This is a genomic window from Arthrobacter sp. 9AX, assembly GCF_902506095.1.
In the GTDB taxonomy this organism is placed as follows: domain Bacteria; phylum Actinomycetota; class Actinomycetes; order Actinomycetales; family Micrococcaceae; genus Arthrobacter.
Window position 1 is genome coordinate 608476 of sequence record NZ_LR733293.1, and the last position, 17157, is coordinate 625632.

At 65.6% G+C, this 17157-nt stretch carries 12 protein-coding genes and 1 pseudogene; 5 read left to right on the forward strand and 8 right to left on the reverse strand.

Features of this window, described 5'->3' with window-relative positions:
• Positions 1 to 92 precede the first annotated feature (92 nt).
• Positions 93 to 1175 carry a DMT family transporter gene (locus BACI348_RS02810; RefSeq protein ID WP_328699906.1) on the forward strand — a complete coding sequence of 361 codons (1083 nt, stop codon included), beginning with the start codon at positions 93 to 95 and terminating at the stop codon, positions 1173 to 1175.
• On the opposite strand, the pseudogene BACI348_RS02815 reads toward BACI348_RS02810, so the two are convergent.
• Positions 1131 to 1310 (reverse strand): annotated as a pseudogene (locus BACI348_RS02815) (DUF3040 domain-containing protein); the annotation flags it as partial. The gene BACI348_RS02810 and the pseudogene BACI348_RS02815 sit on opposite strands and share 45 nt — an antisense overlap.
• Positions 1311 to 1450: 140 nt before the next feature.
• The gene (locus BACI348_RS02820) at positions 1451 to 2497 is read right to left on the reverse strand and encodes an aldo/keto reductase (protein ID WP_159823857.1); all 1047 of its coding nucleotides are present in this window, start codon (positions 2495 to 2497) and stop codon (positions 1451 to 1453) included.
• Positions 2498 to 2695: 198 nt separating this feature from the next.
• On the opposite strand from BACI348_RS02820, the gene BACI348_RS02825 reads away from it, so the two are divergent.
• The 3 genes from BACI348_RS02825 to BACI348_RS02835 all read left to right on the forward strand — a co-directional run bounded on the left by BACI348_RS02825 (position 2696) and on the right by BACI348_RS02835 (position 6903).
• A complete protein-coding gene (locus tag BACI348_RS02825; RefSeq protein WP_159823858.1) occupies positions 2696 to 3430 on the forward strand; it encodes a GAF and ANTAR domain-containing protein in 735 nt (244 codons plus the stop codon).
• Positions 3431 to 3600: 170 nt separating this feature from the next.
• The gene (gene malQ, locus BACI348_RS02830) at positions 3601 to 5847 is read left to right on the forward strand and encodes a 4-alpha-glucanotransferase (protein WP_159823859.1); all 2247 of its coding nucleotides are present in this window, start codon (positions 3601 to 3603) and stop codon (positions 5845 to 5847) included.
• A gap of 147 nt (positions 5848 to 5994) precedes the next feature.
• Positions 5995 to 6903 (forward strand): SDR family oxidoreductase, encoded by a 909-nt coding sequence (locus BACI348_RS02835; protein WP_159823860.1) that lies wholly within the window; start codon positions 5995 to 5997, stop codon positions 6901 to 6903.
• 117 nt (positions 6904 to 7020) lie between these two features.
• Here BACI348_RS02835 and BACI348_RS02840 read toward each other — a convergent pair whose 3' ends face one another.
• Positions 7021 to 10182, reverse strand: a complete 3162-nt coding sequence (locus tag BACI348_RS02840) for an alpha-amylase family glycosyl hydrolase (RefSeq protein WP_236557386.1) — start codon at positions 10180 to 10182, stop codon at positions 7021 to 7023.
• Between the two features lie 243 nt (positions 10183 to 10425).
• Entirely contained in the window at positions 10426 to 11472 is a 1047-nt protein-coding gene (locus tag BACI348_RS02845; RefSeq protein ID WP_159823861.1) for a lactonase family protein, read from the reverse strand.
• A gap of 202 nt (positions 11473 to 11674) precedes the next feature.
• Here BACI348_RS02845 and BACI348_RS02850 point away from each other — a divergent pair, with 202 nt between their 5' ends.
• Positions 11675 to 12496 (forward strand): putative protein N(5)-glutamine methyltransferase, encoded by an 822-nt coding sequence (locus BACI348_RS02850; RefSeq protein ID WP_159823862.1) that lies wholly within the window; start codon positions 11675 to 11677, stop codon positions 12494 to 12496.
• 199 nt (positions 12497 to 12695) lie between these two features.
• On the opposite strand, the gene BACI348_RS02855 is transcribed toward BACI348_RS02850, so the two are convergent.
• The 4 genes from BACI348_RS02855 to BACI348_RS02870 form a co-directional block, all read right to left on the reverse strand.
• Positions 12696 to 13145 carry a YtxH domain-containing protein gene (locus tag BACI348_RS02855; RefSeq protein WP_159823863.1) on the reverse strand — a complete coding sequence of 150 codons (450 nt, stop codon included), beginning with the start codon at positions 13143 to 13145 and terminating at the stop codon, positions 12696 to 12698.
• A 125-nt stretch (positions 13146 to 13270) separates the two neighbouring features.
• The gene (locus BACI348_RS02860; RefSeq protein WP_159823864.1) at positions 13271 to 13537 is read right to left on the reverse strand and encodes a GlsB/YeaQ/YmgE family stress response membrane protein; all 267 of its coding nucleotides are present in this window, start codon (positions 13535 to 13537) and stop codon (positions 13271 to 13273) included.
• Positions 13538 to 13669: 132 nt separating this feature from the next.
• Positions 13670 to 14503, reverse strand: coding sequence for an aldo/keto reductase (locus tag BACI348_RS02865; protein WP_159823865.1), 834 nt, complete (start codon positions 14501 to 14503; stop codon positions 13670 to 13672).
• Entirely contained in the window at positions 14500 to 17085 is a 2586-nt protein-coding gene (locus tag BACI348_RS02870; protein WP_159823866.1) for a rhamnogalacturonan lyase, read from the reverse strand. Before BACI348_RS02870 ends, BACI348_RS02865 begins: the two co-directional genes overlap by 4 nt.
• Between the last annotated feature and the right edge of the window lie 72 nt (positions 17086 to 17157).

The window sequence follows — 17157 nt, forward strand, 5'->3', positions numbered from 1 at the left end:
CGAGCACTCCCGCGGGCGGCTCCTTCCGTCTGTCCCGGTCCGGACATCTGCCCGGACCATTCTGGGGTGCAGTCTTTGTTCTGGCGGCGTCGGTGCTGTGGGGGACCACTGGAACGGCCGCCACTTTTGCTCCGGCGGTGAGCCCGCTGGCCATTGGTGCAGTGGCGATGGGTGCGGGTGGTTTGTTCCAGGCCGTCTACGCAGCAAGGTCGATCGGCGGACAGTGGCGGCGCCTGTTGCAGCAATGGCCCCTGGTGTCGTTGGGAGCACTGGCCGTTGCTGTTTATCCCCTGGCTTTCTACACCTCCATGCACCTTGCCGGCGTCGCGGTGGGAACCGTGGTTTCCATTGGCTCGGCTCCGGTGGCTTCAGCCGTTATCGAGCGCTTTGCCGACCAGAAGCCGCTAACCCGCCGGTGGCTTGGCGGGGCCGTGCTCGGTGTGGGCGGCGCCGTCCTTTTGTCGATCGGCGGGCACCAGGCCGATGGCTCCGGCGCCGGCAGCGGCGAAGGGATCGCAGCACAGGAGCCCTGGGCTGTGCCGGCGGGTATCGCGCTGGGCCTGGTTGCGGGCGTGACGTACGCCCTCTATTCGTGGGCAGCGCACCGCCTTATCAGCGGTGGAGTATCCTCGCGGGCTACGATGGGCACGGTTTTCGGCGTCGGTGGCGTGCTGTTGATCCCCGTCCTCTTCCTGACCGGCCGCCCGCTGGTCGAATCCTGGACGAATTTCGCTGTTGGAGCGTACATGGCCCTCGTCCCGATGTTTGCCGGCTATGTCCTGTTTGGGTGGGGCCTGGCCCGGATCCGGGCGAGCACCGCCACCGGCCTCTCCCTGGTGGAGACCGTCGTGGCTGCGGTGCTTGCCGTGCTGGTGGTGGGGGAGCGGCTCCCGGCCGCGGGCTGGATCGGAGCGGCCGCCGTCCTGGGCGGGCTGGCTTTCCTGCTGCCACAGGCGTCCGGACCGGGGGAACCCGCGGATGGTTGGAGGCCGGATCAGCCGTCCCGGCTACCCCGCCCGACCATGCCGGCCACGGCGGCTGTTGGTGCGTTTACGCTTGGCGAGGACAAGGTATGTGCCCAGGGCCACGAATGCGAATCCGGTGATTCCCAGTGCGGCGGTGTGGCCGCTGACGCCGGCAATGAAGAGGACAAGGCCCAGCAGGCCCGCAGCTGAACCATACAGGAGGCCTGGCCTGAACCGGCGTGAGGGGTAGCCGGACAGCAGTTCCATCGCCAGGTGGGGGTCGTCGGCGATCAGCCCGAGTTCCAGCTCCTTGAGGAGCCTCCGCTCCTCTTCGGACATTGGCATTGGACGCGCCTTGAAATCTCAATCGGGTCTATCGATATTGACCGTAGGAGCCTTGGCCTGAGCAGTCAAGAGCTTTGCGAACCAGTGAACCCACGCATCCAGGAGAACGGCGCCGGTACGGGACTGCCGCCGTCGTCCTCTTAGCACCGTCGTAGTTCTGCGAACTCAATCGAGGGCACGATGGCGCCCGCGTCCCGCTCCACGAAGTTGGTGCCCGGCGGCACAACGTCGTCGATCGCGTCCAGGACGGATTCTCCGAGCTGGACCTCCGCCGCCTTCACGTAGGCTGCCAGATGCTCTTCGTTGCGCGGGCCGATGATCACGCTGCTGACGGCGGGGTGGGTCAGGGCGAAGCCGATGGACAGGTCCACCAGCGACAGTTCCAGCTTGTCCGCCAGCCGGGCCAGGGCATCCGACGCGTGCAGCTTCCGCTCGCTGGAGGGGCCGGAAATGTCATAGCGGCCCGGAAGTGAATGCACCCGGGTGGGCGCCTTGCTTGCCTCCAGCGTGAAATCACCGGACAGCCAGCCGCCGGCCAGCGGACCATAGGCCAGCACACCGAGCCCGTACTGCTGGGCGATCGGGAAGACGTCGCGCTCGTTGGCCCGCACCAGCATGGAGTAGGGCACCTGGTTGCCAAGCGGCGGGATCAGGTGATTGGTGGTGGCGAGCCACTGGGCCTCCACAAGCTGCGCCGGGGTGAACACCGAAGTGCCGTAATAGAGGATTTTTCCCTGCCGGATGAGGTCGTTAAGGGTAGTGATGGTCTCCAGGACGTCGGTGTTGTAGTCCGGCCGGTGCGCCTGGTAGAGGTCGATCCGGTCGGTCTGCAGGCGACGGAGGCTGCCTTCCACGGCCTGGGTGATCCAGCGCCGCGAATTGCCGGAATGGGCAGGATTGGGGCTCATCTGGCCGTGGAACTTGGTGGCCAGGAAAACATCGTCACGGCGGCCGCGCAGTGCACGCCCCACCACCTGCTCCGATTCTCCCTGGGAGTAGACGTCGGCCGTGTCGACGGCAGTGATGCCGGCGTCCAGCGCCGCGTGGATGATCCGGATGCTCTCCTCGGCTCCGGTGGGTGCGCCGGGCGGCCCCCCGGTCCCCTCCCCGAAGTTCATGGTGCCCAGGGTCAGCGGGCTGATCGGCGTACCTGACCGCCCGAACACCCGCAGTTCGCTGAGGCTCATCTTTCCGGTCTCCTCACAGTTCCTTGCGGCACGCAGCTTTGATACGTGCCCTTGATCGTCACGAGGCTACACAGATCGGCGGTGCCGCTGAAGAAATCCGCCTTAGTCCTTCTCTTTTCGACTTTTGAGGTAACGCTCACGCCGTGGTGTGACGTTTTGTGGAGCGCAGGAGGGGGCGGAAGTCGCTTATATTGAGGCATGGACACTCACAGCAGCGACGAGCAATTCGTCAAGCTGCACGACATGATTATCGGCAGCACCAGCGTGAGCGGCTTCCTTGGTGATCTGTCCGTCATGGCGGCCTCCACCTTGAGCGAAACCGCGGATTCGCACATCGAATGCGGCGTTACCCTCCGGCGGCGCAAACGCAGTGCCACCGTCGCCGGGAGCAGCGACCGCGCGCTGGTCCTGGACAAACTTGAGCAGGATCTTGGCCAGGGACCTTGCCTGACATCCCTGGAAACGATGAAGCCCGTCATCCTCGCCGACGTGCAGACGGACCCCCGCTGGCCCGAATACCAAAAGCTCCTGGCAGCCAACGGCTGCCGCAGTGTGCTGGGCGTCCCCTTGGCACTGGACGAGAGCCAGGCCGCCGCGCTGGACTTCTTCGCCACCGAATCCGGGGTCTTCAGCGAGAAGGTGGTCCAACGGGCAGAAGGTTATGCCGAGCTGGCCGGGCGCGCACTGCGGCTTGCCCTGAGGATCGCCGACGCCCAAAATCTGGCCGAGGACCTCGGCGCCGCGCTGGAACACCGCACCGAAATCAACCTTGCCTGCGGCGTGGTGATGGCCCAGAACCGGTGCTCGCAGGAAGAAGCGATGGCGGTCCTCACCAAGGCCTCCAGCCACCGGAACCAGAAACTGCGTGATCTCGCCGCGGACATCCTGAGCCAGGTCAGCAAGGGGTCGGTCAGCACCCATTTCGAGCCCTGAGTTCCAGCCCTTTAATGCGACGTTACTGGCCTGGTGCACCTGTGTCCGGGTTTCACCTGTGCGCTGCCCTGCAATAATCTGGACCAACGGTTGTGCGCGGGGGTGCAGGCTCCCGGTGCAACAGGCAGCACTGTAAGTTCGGGCCACATCAGCAAACGAGGCGGACACGAATGACGGCTTCAGACCAGCAGCACTTCCCATCGCAGGCACCCGCGCCGGGGCTTCCACCCGCTTACGGCGAAGCCTATGCAGCGGCCACCGAAACTGCGCCCGGGGAGCCTGTTGACCCGCACCTCCTCCAGCAACTGGCGGACGCGCACGGCGTGGAAACCTCCTTCCAGGGGTGGGACGGCCTGCCGCACTCTGTTGCCGAAGCGACGCTGATCAAGGTGCTGGCCTCGCTCGGGGTGCAGGCGCATACCAGCCAACTCATCAAGGCGGCGCTGGCGGAGGCGGAACTGGCACCCTGGCGGCGCATGCTGCCACCCGCCGTCGTCATCCAGCAGGGTGAACCCGCGCAGGTACCAGTACACGTTCGCGACGGCGCCACGGCCCGGCTCAGCATCACCCTTGAAGGCGGCACCGCCGCCCGGGATGCCGTCCAGCAGGACCTCTGGGTCCAGCCGCGGGATGTGGACGGCGTGGCCACCGGGCGTGCCACCTTTGCCCTTCCGCAGGACCTGCCGCTGGGATGGCACACCCTCACCGCCGAGTCCGAGGGCGCCACCGCGTCCGCCACCCTGGTGGTGGTGCCCGCGAGGCTGACCACTGCCGCGGGGTTGGAGAAGCGACGGGGTTGGGGACTTGCCACGCAGCTTTACTCCGTCCGGTCAAAGCGGTCGTGGGGCATTGGAGACTTTTCCGACCTGGCGGACCTTGCCGCGCTGAGCGGCACCCGCGGGGCGGACTACGTCCTGGTCAATCCGCTGCATGCCGCCGAACCGGTGCCGCCGGTGCAGCCGTCGCCCTATTCGCCCTCTACCCGGCGGTTCTTCAACCCGCTGTACATCCGCATCGAGGCGATCCCCGAGGTGGCGTACCTGAGGCCGCGCAAGCGGGCCGCCGTGGAGAAGCTCCACGAAGAGGTGGCCGGGCTGAACAAAGAGGGCTCCCGGCTTGACCGCGACGCCGTCTACGCGGCCAAGCTGCAGGCCCTTGAGCTGCTCTACCATTCCCGCCGTGCGCCCGCCCGGCAGGCTGCCTTCGATGAGTTCTGCCGCATCGCCGGCCAGGGGCTGGACGATTTTGCCCTGTGGTCCGCCCTCCGGGAGGACCTCGCGCCGGATGACCCGTTTTGGACCGATCCGGCGTGCGCCATCGGCGCGCCGCAGACCGAAGCGCTGCGGGAAAGGCTGGCAGACAGGATCGGGTTCCACCGCTGGCTTCAGTGGATCTGCGATGAACAGCTCGAAGACGCCCAGCGGGCCGCACTGCGGTCCGGCATGCGCCTGGGCGTGGTCCACGACCTCGCCGTGGGCGTGGACCACAGCAGTGCCGATGCCTGGACCCTCCGCCATGTGCTGGCGCCGGGCACCAGCGTGGGCGCGCCCCCGGACATGTACAACCAGCAGGGCCAGGACTGGGGCCAGCCGCCATGGCATCCCGCCCGGCTGGCCGAGGCCGGATACCTCCCGTTCCGGAACATGCTGGCCACCGTGCTGCGCCATGCGGGGGGCGTGCGGGTGGACCACATCCTGGGCCTCTTCCGGCTGTGGTGGATTCCTGCGGGCAACGCCCCCGGCGACGGCGCGTACGTGAAATATGATCACGAGGCGCTGATCGGCATCCTGGCCCTCGAGGCGCAGCGCGCCGGCGCCGTGGTGATCGGTGAGGACCTGGGCACCTTCGAACCTTGGGTCCGGGACTACCTTGCCGCCCGCGGCATCCTGGGCACATCCATCCTTTGGTTTGAGTACGACGGCGACTCGCCCCTTGCGCCTGAAAGGTACCGGACGCAGGCACTTGCCAGCGTCAACACCCACGACCTTCCACCTACCGCCGGCTACCTCGCCGGCGACCATGTGGCACTGCGCAGCGGGCTGGGCCTGCTGGAGCGTTCCGAAGCGGAAGAGCGGGCGGAGCACAACGCCTCGCTGGAGAAGATGTTTGCGCTGCTGAGGGAGCGCGGGTACCTGCCGGAAGACGGGTCCGGCCCTGGTGGAAGCGACCAACGGACCATCGAAGCGCTGCATCTGCTGCTGGCGCAGGCGCCGTCGGTCCTGCTTGGAGTGGCCCTGGTGGATGCGGTGGGGGAGCGGCGGGTCCAGAACCAGCCCGGCACCACCGAAGCGCTCTACCCGAACTGGCAGGTTCCGCTCGGCGGCCCGGACGGCCGTCCCGTGCTCCTGGACGATCTTGCCGCCAACCCTCGATTCAACGCGTTGCTGGCGGCGGTGGAGGGGGCCCTGCACGGGTAGGAAAGGTTAGCGGCGGTCGCGCGGTTTTACCGGCAGCGGACAGGTCACCGGTGTAACTCAGGGTGTAGCTTGAGCGGTGTACTTCAAGCGGTTTGGGTCAGCAGCGGCGGAGGCAACAGCGGCGGGGGCAACAGTCAGGAGAAGACTATGGGCGAAGGGCCAGTACTCGTTGTAGGCGGCACGGGCATGCTCGGCGGCCAGGTGGTCACTGAGCTGTTGAACCGGGGGAAGCCGGTGCGGGCCTTAGTGCGGCCGGGCTCGGATGCCTCCCGACTGGAATCCGCCGGGGGGGAGATTGCCCGTGGCGACATGATGGACGTGGACTCGCTGGTCCGGGCGATGACCGGCGCGGATGCGGTGATCACCTCGGCAGCCGGCTACACAAGGCACCGGAAGGGCGACAGCCCGGCAATCGACACCGTGGGTAACTCCAACCTCGCCGATGCTGCCAAGCGCGCAGGAGTACGCCGTTTCATCCTCACCAGCATCCTCACGTGCGACCAGACGCCGGATGTCCCGCATTTCTGGCACAAACGGCTGATGGAGGACCGGCTCCAAGCCTTGGGTGTCCCGTTCGTGGCCCTGCGGCCCGGAGCCTTCCTGGACCAGGTGACCCGGTTCGGCGGCGATCCCGTCACCAAGCACAGAGTCAGGTGGTTCGGTTCGCCGGGAATCCCGCTGACCTTTGTGCTCACGCCGGATCTTGCCGGCTATCTGGCGGCTGCCGTGGATGCTCCGGGGGTGGAGGGCCAGCGGATCGACATCGGCTGGGACAGGCCCATCTCCATGCAGGAGTTCGCAGACATCGCAGAGCGGCTGACCGGTGAGGAGGTTCGCGTCCAGTCGGTGCCGGTTGGCGTCCTGCGGGCAGTCGGGGCGCTGACGGGACCGGTCACCCCGATGGCCAAGGACATGGCTGCCATGATGGGCTGGTTCCAAACCGGTAAGTATGTTGCCCACACAACGCGACAGTCTGAGGTTTTCGGACCCCCGCCCAGCGCCGAGGATGCCATAAGCCGTCTCATCGCAAGCCTCGGGCACGCCGTTAGAAGCTAGCGTCCGCGCCTGCACCGACCCTCCCCGCCTCGCGGGGTCACCTGACGACGTTCCAGGTGGGACACCCGGGCGCTAAGTGACATCCCCGCCCTCTCGGGGCGGGGATGTCACTTGCTTTCAGCCCGCGGTGATGAGGTGGGTGAAGTGGTCGTAACGGAAGGTGACCGGGCCGCCGTCGTGCTCAAACACGATATTGGCACCCGGCGAACTTCCACCCGCACCGTAACTGACTCCCCACGACCTGTCCAAGGCGGCCTTGAACTCATAGCTGCCGGCCGGGAGGTCCGGGACGGACAGCTTCCACACGAGATTGGCCGGGTCGAGGGCCAGCTGTGCCTGGTCACAGGCCGGCTCCCAGTCCGTGGCGCAGCCGAGTTCGCTGTCCATGCTCCCCGCAGCCGCAACGGCGCCGGGCTGCTGCGATGCGTACACCGCGCTGATGACATGCGTGCTGTTGTCGTACCGGAACGTGACCGGTCCGCCCGGGTGGTCCAGCATGATGTTTGATCCGTTCAAGATACCGCCGGCCCCGTAGCTCACATCCCAGTTGCCGTTGAGTGCGGCCTTGTACTCGTACTGCCCGGCGGGAAGATCAACGGTCAGCCGCCAGATCCTGTCCGCGGGGTCCAGGACCATCCTGGCCTGGGAACACGCAGGGTCCCAGGGCGCCGTGCAGCCCATGGCCTCGTTCAGGGATCCCGCCACCGTCACCGCATCGGGCTGCGGCGCATCACCCACGGTGACGGTCCGGACACTGCTGGTAACGCTGAAACCCGGGCCCGCCATGCTGGCGCGGTACCCCACCTGCGTTCCGTCCGGGAGGCCTGATACGTCGTCCTTCAGCGAGTACACCGGTGATGAATCATCCGAACCCACCGCGGTCCAGTCCCCGCCGGCGACGCTGCGTTCAAAAGACACCACATGGCTCGCCTTTTCCGGGTCCGCGGTGGCACTGAGCTCCACGGAGCCCTTCGCACTGCTGCCCTCAACAGGTTTCTGCAGGGTGAGGACCGGCACGGGAACCGTTGCTGCGCGGCTCTGTGAGGTTGCGGTGTGTCCGCCGTTGTCCAGCACCGTAGCGCGGTACTCCACGGGGGTGCCGGCATCCAGCGCCGCCACGTCGTGGAACACCTGGTACGGTGCGGTGTCGTCCGTGCCGATGGGCTGCCACTGGCCGCCTGCTGGCCTGGCCTCGAAGGTGACCTCATTGAATGAGGAGGAGTCGACGTCGGCCGTCACCTTAAGCCGCCCGTTGTCACCTTGCGCCGCGGCCGGCTCCTGGAGGACGACGGCGGGCGCGGCCTTGGAGTGCGGGATCCGGCCGGAGGACTCGTAGACCACGGCGGAGAGCGGGGGAACGGTGACCGTCAGCTTGCTGTCCTCCGAGGTTTTGGTTTCGTCAGCGGCTTCGCCGTAGATCCTGGTGTAGGTGCGCTTGGCGATATAGGTGGGCACCTCGGCGGTTTGCGGCTGCTCGCTGTTGTTCAGTGCCACCACATATTCGCGCTGGTCATCGGCGTCGGTGCGCGAGAAGGCATAGATCCCGGGACCGTCGGATGCGTAACGGTGCTGGTGGGCGCCGTCGCGGAGGGCCGGGTGCTCCTTGGTCAGCGCGGCCAGCTCACTGATTTTGGTGTACAGCGGGTGGTCCTGGTTGAAGTTGTCCGTGGCGTGCGTGGCATCCGTGCCCAGCAGGTCGTCGTCGAGGTACTCCGGCACTTGGCTGGCGAACAGCGTCTGCCGGGCGTCCTGGTCGCCGCCGGGGCCGGTGAAGCCCTGTTCGTCGCCGTAGTAGATCACCGGGTTGCCCCGGGAAAAGTACATCAGCTCATGGGCGAGCTGGTCGCGGGCCACCTTTTCGGCGTCGGACGATCCGGGGTTGTCCGTGGCGATGAAGCTTCCGATGCGGCCCATGTCATGATTGCCCAGGAACGTGGGCAGTTGGTAGACGTTGGAATCGGCGTCGGTGTACCAGTCATCGCCAGCGAAGAACGATTCCAGGGTGCCTGCGCCCTGCCCTTTGGAAGCGAAGTTGCGGGCCGCGTCCTGGAAGGGGAAGTCCAGCACCGCCTGCATCTTGTTCCGCGTGGTGAACTGGGAAGTGAAGCTCTTGCTGGTGTCGAAGACCTCGCCGAACATAAAGAACTCGTCCTTGCCCTGCTCCTTGGCGTAGCCGAGGACATCCGGGCCGAAATCCTGCCAGAACTCGTTGTTGACGTGCTTCATGGTGTCGATCCGGAAGCCGTCTACGCCGAAGTCACCGATCCAGGTCTTGTAGATGTCCTTCATTCCGTCCACCACCCTGGGCTGCTCGGTGAAGAGGTCATCCAGGCCGAAAAAGTCACCGTAGAAGGAGTCTTCGCCCACAAAGGTGGTGTCGCCCCGGTTGTGGTACAGCGTGGGATCGTTCAGCCAGGCCGGAACCTTCAGGTTCTCTTCGCCCGGTTCCAGGACCGGTTTGTAGGGGAACGACGTGGCAGCGTTGAGCTCGGGAAAGTTTGCCGTGCCCGCGTAGTCCCTGTCATCGAATTCCTCTCCTGCCGCCGTCTTATACGGGACGGCGTCTTTGGAGACATAGCCCTTCCGCGCGCCTTCCTCATAGCCGATGACGTCCGCAGTGTGGTTGGTGATGATGTCGAAGTACACCTTCATGCCGCGGCTGTGGGCCTCGTCGATGAGTGCCTTGAGTTCGCCGTTGGTGCCGAGGTGGGGATCGATCTGGGTGAAGTCCGTGACCCAGTAGCCGTGGTAGCCGGCGGACTTGTCCTCGGGCTGCACTGCCTTGTTCTTGAAGCTGGGGGTCAGCCAGATGGAGGTGGTGCCCAGGCCCTGGATGTAGTCGATCTTGTCCAGCAGGCCAGCAAGGTCGCCGCCGTTGTAAAAGCCCTTTTTGGTGGGGTCGAAGCCGGACACCATGGGGTTGCTGCCCAGGCCGCCGTCGTCGTTCGTGGTGCTTCCGTTACTGAAGCGGTCAGCCATAACGAAGTAGAAGTTCTCGTCGGTGACGGGTGCGCGCAGGCTGTGCAAGGCGGGCGTTGTGGCCTGCTTTTTGTTGCCCCGGCCGTTGTTGCCCTGGCCGTCGTCGCCAGGGTTCTTGGTGCCGGTGCTTTTGGCAATGCTGACCGGGATTCCGGTGCCTTGGTTGGTGGTGTTCCGGGTGCCCGGAGTGGCCTGCGCCGGTAGAACCGACGCCGAAACGGCCACGAGGGCGGCCGTCAGTGCGGCGGCTGTTCGTGTTGTGGCGCGTGGGGAAGCGCCGGGGAGGGTGCGGAATTTCAAGGAAGAGACCTTTCCTGGTAGCTGCGCTGCTGTACAGGCTTGCCCGGGGCAAGGGATTTGGCATGGGATGCCTGGTGACCGGATCGCGTCGACCCTGTGAACCACGTCACAACTGTAAACGCTTGCACCGAATAACTCCAGCGTTTAGGAAAAGCCGCTGCAGGTGGCCCTGGAAGCTTCAGGGAGCAACCGTGAGAGTTGCCGTAGGACCTGTACCCCGACGGGCCCAGGGGCACATCCGCGTCAGGTGGCCGGCACCAGCGCGGTGGGCGACGGCGTCCGCAGGTTGTGGACCAGGGGCCCGGGCAGTCCGCTTGCCGGGTCCAACTCATAGGTGGCGATGTTGTCCGACCGTTCGTGGGCGACGTGCAGCCAGTTGCCGGTGACGAGGTGGTGGCGCGGCCAGTCTCCGCCGCTGGGAAAGTCCTTGATGGGCAGCAGTTCTGTGCCTTCGGTGGCGACCTCCAGTACGCCCAGGAGGTTGGAGCCGCGGACGCCCACGTAGGCGTGACGTCCTTGGGTGTCGAGGCAGATCTCCGCTGCCGAGTCATCGGGCAGGCTGCCGCCGGCAGTGGCAGGGCCCCGGAAAACGAGCTCAAACGTTCCCGCCTCCGGCCTGACGACGAAGACTTCGATGGAGTATTCGGAAACCACAAAGACGTTGCCGCTGGGGTGCTGGGCCATGTGGCGGGGCCCGCAGCCGAAGGGGAGTGCCACCTCGTGGTCTGCCTGCAGGCCCGATCCCGGCACATAGTTCCAGATGCGGAGGGTGTCGTGGCCCAGGTCGGTAGTCATGATCCGGCCGTCCCGCAGGATGAGGCTGGCGTGGGCGCGGCTCTGACGCGGCTTGCCCGGGGTCTGGCTGGAGTGCGGATCCACCGAGGCGGGCGCGGGAAAGCGTGCCGTGATGCCGCCGCCGGAATCGAGTTCATAGAGCAGTACCTGACCGTCGCCCCAGCAGGCGGCTGTGAGGAAGCGGCCCTGCGGGTCCACGGCCACGTGGCAGGTCGCTTCCCCGGCAGGCCGCGGATCACCAAGGGGCTCAAGTCCGAAGTCGCCGCTGCGCCGGAACGCCCGGACCATCTTGCGCTGTTCCGCTACCGCGTACACCACGGGGAGCTTGGGGTGGACGGCAACGAACGACGGCGAATCGGCCTTGGCTGCCGTACCCAGCCATTCCAACCTTCCGTCGGGGTGGGCGGACAAGGCTCCGATCCCTTCTGCCCGACCGCCGCCGTCGGGCGTGTACGTGCCGGTCCAGATGATGGGGTGCTGGGCGGGGGAAGTCATGGGTCCATCCTGCCAATAAAATGCCAGCACTCAGCGGAACTACGGTTTAGCATTGGATTCCAGCCACGGCAAAGGAGGTGAGTCCGATTCCTTCTTCATCAGTTTCGGGTACTCCCACCCCTTGCCGCCCGGGCCGCCAAGGCTGGTTCGGTCAACGCTGGAAGACGCGCGAGTGCCCGCTGGCCCACCGAAAGGCGTTTCTATGCCGCGTCCCGCATCACCTGCCCGCCCTCTGTTTGCCGAAGTTGTCGACCTGTTGCGCGCTTCGGGCTGCGTTTTCGCCGAGGAAGAGGCGCAGCTGTTGTTGTCGGAAGCAGCCGGTTCCGAAGAGCTGGCCGCGTGGATTGACCGCCGCGTTTCCGGTGAGCCGCTTGAATGCATTGTTGGCTGGGCCGGGTTCAGCGGACTTCGCATCGCCATTGATCCCGGTGTCTTTGTCCCGCGACGGCGCACCGAACTGGTTGTCTCTGAGGCCGTAGCCCTGCTGCGGGAAGACCTCGCGGTTGGTGGAAGGCCGGGAATCGTTGTTGACCTTTGCTGTGGATCGGGGGCTGTGGGCGTGGCGGTGGCATCTCAGGTGCCTGTCCGCGAACTCCATGCCGCAGACATCGACTCCGCAGCCGTGCAGTGCGCTCGCCGAAATCTCGCGGCTGTAGCCGGGCAAGTCCACCAGGGTGATCTCTATGCAGCACTTCCGTCGCGGCTTAGGGGGCAGGTGCAGCTCATTGTGGTGAACGCCCCGTACGTACCCACGGACGTGCTGCCCACCATGCCGCTCGAGGCCAGGATCCATGAACCGCGCAGCTCGCTTGACGGCGGACCGGACGGCCTGGATCTCCACCGCCGGATCATCGGCGACGCCCCAACGTGGCTCGACCTGACTGGTCGCCTTGTTATTGAAACGAGTGAGCGGCAGGCAGCGGGGACTGCCGCCATCATGGGTGCTGCGGGACTGTCGGCTCAAATCGTTTACTCGGAGGAGTTGGACGGAACCGTTGTGGTCGGCGCCCCGCGCCTCAAGTAATACACCGTCCGCGGGGCTCTTGATGCCGCAGTGCCGTGGGGGCAGACATACCGCTCGGATCAAAATGCTGGTTAATGCGCCGCTGGCCGCCGCGTCCCCCAAGGATCGCGACGGCCAACAAAACCATCCAGTTGTAACACATCGGCGCTCAGGTGCCTTGTCACACGGGGTAGACCGCGTAACGCGCCAACAAGATCAGCTAGGCCTTGGACTGGGCCTCGCCACTGGAGGTGTCCAGGTTGAGCGTCTCCGGGTGCGTGCTGTGGGACGGGACGTGGTCTCCGTTGAGGTCCCCGGCCGCAGAAGCACCCGCGGGAGTCCCGCCGCCGCCCGTTGAACCAGAACCCGTTGAACCAGAACCCGTTGAGCCAGCGCCCGTAGAGCCAGGCGAGCCGGCCGACCCGTCACGGTGCACCGCGGAGCCAAGCACGGTGCCGGCGCGGCGGGCGGCCTCAGTGAGCTGGTCCGCTACTTCCGGGGCTTTTTCCTTGATGGCTTCCGTGGCTACGGTCACCTTGTCCTGGACAGGCTTGCTGTCCCAGACTCCGGCAGCCCGTGCCTTGAGCTTGTCGTAGGCCGCCCGGCCGGACCGCGATCCGAGAACGTACCCGACGGCCACTCCGACACCTAAAAGAAGTTTGTTTTTCATGATGAACTCCTGCTCCGTGAGAAGGTTTTCAGTTCCAGCCAAGGGCAACAGACCCAAGGCGGGGGAGATAGGAAAACCGGCCCGGGGATGGTGTCCCCAGGCCGGCTTCCTGGCTGGCGCGGGAGTTAGCCGCGCACGCCGCGCTTGGTGACCATGCCGTACACGAGGAGCACGATGAGTGCGCCGCCGATGGCCAGCAGCCACGTCTGCAGGGAGAAGAACTCCTGCAGCCCGCTGCCGAAGATCATTCCACCGATCCAGCCGCCGAGCAGTGCTCCAACGACGCCGAGCACGAGGGTGATGAGCCAGCCGCCACCCTGCCTGCCCGGAAGGATCGCCTTAGCGATCGCACCAGCGATAAGTCCGAGAATAAGAAATGCAATAAATCCCATTTTTCGTTCCTCTTCCTAAGTAAAGGAGGCCTCCGGATCCCGGAAGCACTTCATCCTTCTGCCTCAATAGTAATCATGCTTACTATCCGTTTGCCAACCCCGGGAAGGAGGAAAGGTGCACTTCAGGGCCGTTTAGTGGCCCGTGAGGTCCGAGTCAAGGCCCGCGCCGGGGCCCTCGTCGAGGATGGTCAGTTCCGCGAGATCCTGCGGATCCAGGGCGAAGTCGAAGATCTCCAGGTTCTCCCTCATCCGCTCCGGATTTGCTGTTTTCGGGATCGTTACAAGTCCGTGCTGAATATGCCACCGAAGAACCAATTGAGCAGGTGTTTTGCCATGTTTTTCGGCCAGTTGGACCAGGACGGGAGCATCAAGCAGGCTGGCCCCGGATCCACCCAGCGGACTGTAGGACTCGGTGACAATTCCGTGCTTTTCATGGAATTCCCGTTCCGCCGTCCGGGTTATGGCTGGGCTCAGCTGTATCTGGTTCACAGCCGGCACCACGTCGGTTTCGGTCATCAAACGCTCAAGGTGGGCCGGCTTGAAGTTGGAAACGCCGATGGAGCGGACCTTGCCCTCCGCCTGCAACCGCTCGAAGGTCTTCCACGTGGACACGTAGTCGTCGCGCTGGGGCAGCGGCCAGTGGATCAGGAGCAGGTCCACATAGTCGAGCCCCAGCCGCTCCAGCGCCCCGTTCAGCCCCTCAACGGCGCGGTCGTTGCCCTGGAACTGCCCATCAAGCTTGGTGGTGATGAACAGCTCCCCGCGGTCTACGCCGCTGGCCCGCACCCCGTTCCCCACGCCACGCTCGTTGCCGTATTTCACGGCAGTATCGATGTGCCGGTACCCGGCTTCCAGGGCCTGTACGACGGCGGTCGCTGCCTGGTCGTCGTCCAGCGGCCAGGTGCCGAGGCCCAGTTGGGGAATGGCGTTACCGTCGTTGAGTTTGATCAGCGGTGCAAGTGTCATTCCAACAGTCTCTCCCTTATCCGGCCGTCCTGGCCCTCAAACGCCCGCAGAATATTTTCGGCGTTGTACGTCAGCGATACGCGGGCAGTGTCGGACACCTTGTCCGGGCCCTTCTGCTGGCCGAGGAAGTCCACGAAGCGCTGGATCGCCTGTGCCGCCTTGGCCGCGTTGCCGTCGTCCACTGCTTTCGCCGCCTGCTGGACGCTCGCCGTCAATTGGCTGCCCACCGGTCCTGCCACGTCCCCTGAGTCGACAAGGTCCTCCAGTACGTGCTCCAGCGCTTTCACGCTGCCGGGCAACCACGCGGCCCGCAGTGGGACGTTGCCGAAGTCCATGTCTGAGGCGAAGTAGAAGTCCGTGTAGGCGGGCTGGTTGTACGTGGTGTTCTGCCGGGCAACCTCTGCCCGGTACTGCGGGTCGTGCATCAGGGTGTAGAGCTTGTGGTTGGTCACTTCGGTGCTGAGGTACATCCGCAGGACGGAACTGTCGGCGGCCCGTACCAGCAGTTCCTCACGCCAGTCGCCCACCACGTCTGCCACCAGGCTCGGGGTGCCCTTGGTGCCGTTGTTGGTGCGGGTGTCCGTTGCGGTGAGGAGCCGGCCGCGCTTCCAGTCATCGATGGTGGTTGTCTGGTCGCCGGCGCCGTTGACGATCTGCGTGGTCATGTCGGCGGCCCACTTGATGCTCATGTTGGTGCCCGGGGCAGACGGGGAAAGCTTGTCGCCGTCGGCGGACTGCATGCCGATGGCCCAGTTCTCGATGCCGGGAACGGAGGGATCTACGTCACCGATCATGCCGCGGCCCGTGTCCTTGCCGGAATACTCGCCGAAGAGGACCTCCCCGGTGGCGGCGTCGCGCATGGCGTAGCCGTAGGGCGCGTAGGTGGCACCTTCATGGACGGTGAAGATCTCCTTGCCCGGGCGGTTCGGGTCGATGTCGGTGACGTGCATGGCGTCGCCGTGGCCCAGCCGTGCCTCCTCGCCGGGTGCGGCGCTGCCGACCGGCAGGGTGTCGAATGAGCTGTACAGCAATGACCCGTCGTCGTCGATCGTGGCCGAGCCGTAGACGATCTCCTGCTTGCCGTCGCCGTCCACGTCCGAGGCGCTGAGGGAGTGGAAGCCCTGCGTGGTGAGCTTGCCGAATTCCGGGTCGGTGCCGTCCCGGCCGTGCGGGCTGTCGTTGAACGGGTTGGTCATCGGCGTCCAGCCGGAGTCCACGTTCCAGACGGGCGAGAGGTTGGACCCGTCCCAGGTGTACGCCGCCAGTGTGGTGCGGGTGTAGTAGCCGCGGGCGAAGACCGCCGCGGGCTTCTTGCCGTCCAGGTAGGCGACGCCGGCGAGGAACCGGTCCACGCGGTTTCCCGGTTCGATCCGGGCCATGGCGTAGTCGCCCCACATCAGGCCGTCGTCGTGCCGGTCCGGCTGGTAGGCAACGGTCTTGAGCTCCTTGCCCGTGGCACCCTCGAACACGGTGAGGTACTCGGGGCCGGACACGATGAAGCCTTCAAAAGCGCGCAGGTTGTTCCGGGCGCTGCGCGACGGGGCATAGACGTCCATAAAGTAGTCCGTCAGCGCCTCGGCGTCGGCCTGGGACAGCGGGTACTGGTACTTCTTCGCAATGCCGAACGCTTCCTCCAGCGTGGCGGGCCAACGGCCGGCCTTCACCTCCTGGTGCTCCGTCCAGCCCTGGAAGGTCTTCACCATGTGCTGGTAGTAGTCTGCCGCGCTCATCCGGTAGTCATCCGAGTTGGCGTAGCCGGCTTTGATGTCCTGCTGGAGCAGGGAAATGAAGTTCTCCGAGGCAACGCTGCCGTCGGCGTTGAAGTTGGTGGACTTGGTCCCCGGCGCGGTCTTCATCATCATCTCGGCGCGGCCGTCGCCGTCGAAGTCGTTGACCAGGAGCTGGGTGTAGTGGGCTCCGGAGCGGATGTTCACGCCCAAGTCGATCCGGTGGAGCAGCGTGCCGTCCGCCTTGTAGGTGTCCACGTAGGTGTTGCCGGTGTAGCCAGCCTGGGAGACGTCCTTGGAGTTGTTTGGGTCCCACTTGACCACGAATTCGTACTGGCCGTCGCCGTCCACATCACCGATGGAAGCATCGTTGGCGGAGTACGTGTAGGCCTGGCCCGCGGGGGTGACACCGTCTGCCGGCTTCTTCAGCGGAATGTCCTTGGAGTTGCCGCCCCAGGAGGTGGCGGTTGCGCCGTGGTCCACTTCAGCGCCGCCGACGACGGCACGCACCTCGTATTTCGACGCCGCCGTTCCAGCGGGGTCCTGGAAGTTGGTGCTGTCCGTGACCGTGGCCAGCTTCTGGCCGTCCCGGTACACGTTGAAGTCAGTGCCCGTGAGTCCGGTGGCGGAGGATCCGGTGGCTTCGTGGCCGAGCAGGCGCCAGCTGAGGAACACTCCTTCGGATGTCTTGGCCGCCACCAGGCCGCGATCCAGGTGATCCAGCTGGACGCCGGGGACGCCGGGCTTGGGGGAGGGCCCGACGGCGGATGCCGGGGCTGCCAGGCAGCCGAACGTGAGTGCCGCGCCGGCGGCTGCGACGGAGAGCAGGCGCGCAGGAGTTCGGGAGGGATTCATTAGTGAATCCTTTCAATTCTGAGATGGGAAAACGCTTCCCCAGTAACTTAGTAGTGGGGGTGCGGAGAAAAC

Coding starts and splice junctions, on each gene's coding strand:
- BACI348_RS02835 (WP_159823860.1), top strand. CDS start 5,995: ATGGGCGAAGGGCCAGTACTCGTTGTAGGCGGCACGGGCATGCTCGGC.
- BACI348_RS02855 (WP_159823863.1), bottom strand. CDS start 13,145: ATGAAAAACAAACTTCTTTTAGGTGTCGGAGTGGCCGTCGGGTACGTT.
- BACI348_RS02860 (WP_159823864.1), bottom strand. CDS start 13,537: ATGGGATTTATTGCATTTCTTATTCTCGGACTTATCGCTGGTGCGATC.
- malQ (WP_159823859.1), top strand. CDS start 3,601: ATGACGGCTTCAGACCAGCAGCACTTCCCATCGCAGGCACCCGCGCCG.
- BACI348_RS02865 (WP_159823865.1), bottom strand. CDS start 14,503: ATGACACTTGCACCGCTGATCAAACTCAACGACGGTAACGCCATTCCC.
- BACI348_RS02870 (WP_159823866.1), bottom strand. CDS start 17,085: ATGAATCCCTCCCGAACTCCTGCGCGCCTGCTCTCCGTCGCAGCCGCC.
- BACI348_RS02845 (WP_159823861.1), bottom strand. CDS start 11,472: ATGACTTCCCCCGCCCAGCACCCCATCATCTGGACCGGCACGTACACG.
- BACI348_RS02850 (WP_159823862.1), top strand. CDS start 11,675: ATGCCGCGTCCCGCATCACCTGCCCGCCCTCTGTTTGCCGAAGTTGTC.
- BACI348_RS02820 (WP_159823857.1), bottom strand. CDS start 2,497: ATGAGCCTCAGCGAACTGCGGGTGTTCGGGCGGTCAGGTACGCCGATC.
- BACI348_RS02825 (WP_159823858.1), top strand. CDS start 2,696: ATGGACACTCACAGCAGCGACGAGCAATTCGTCAAGCTGCACGACATG.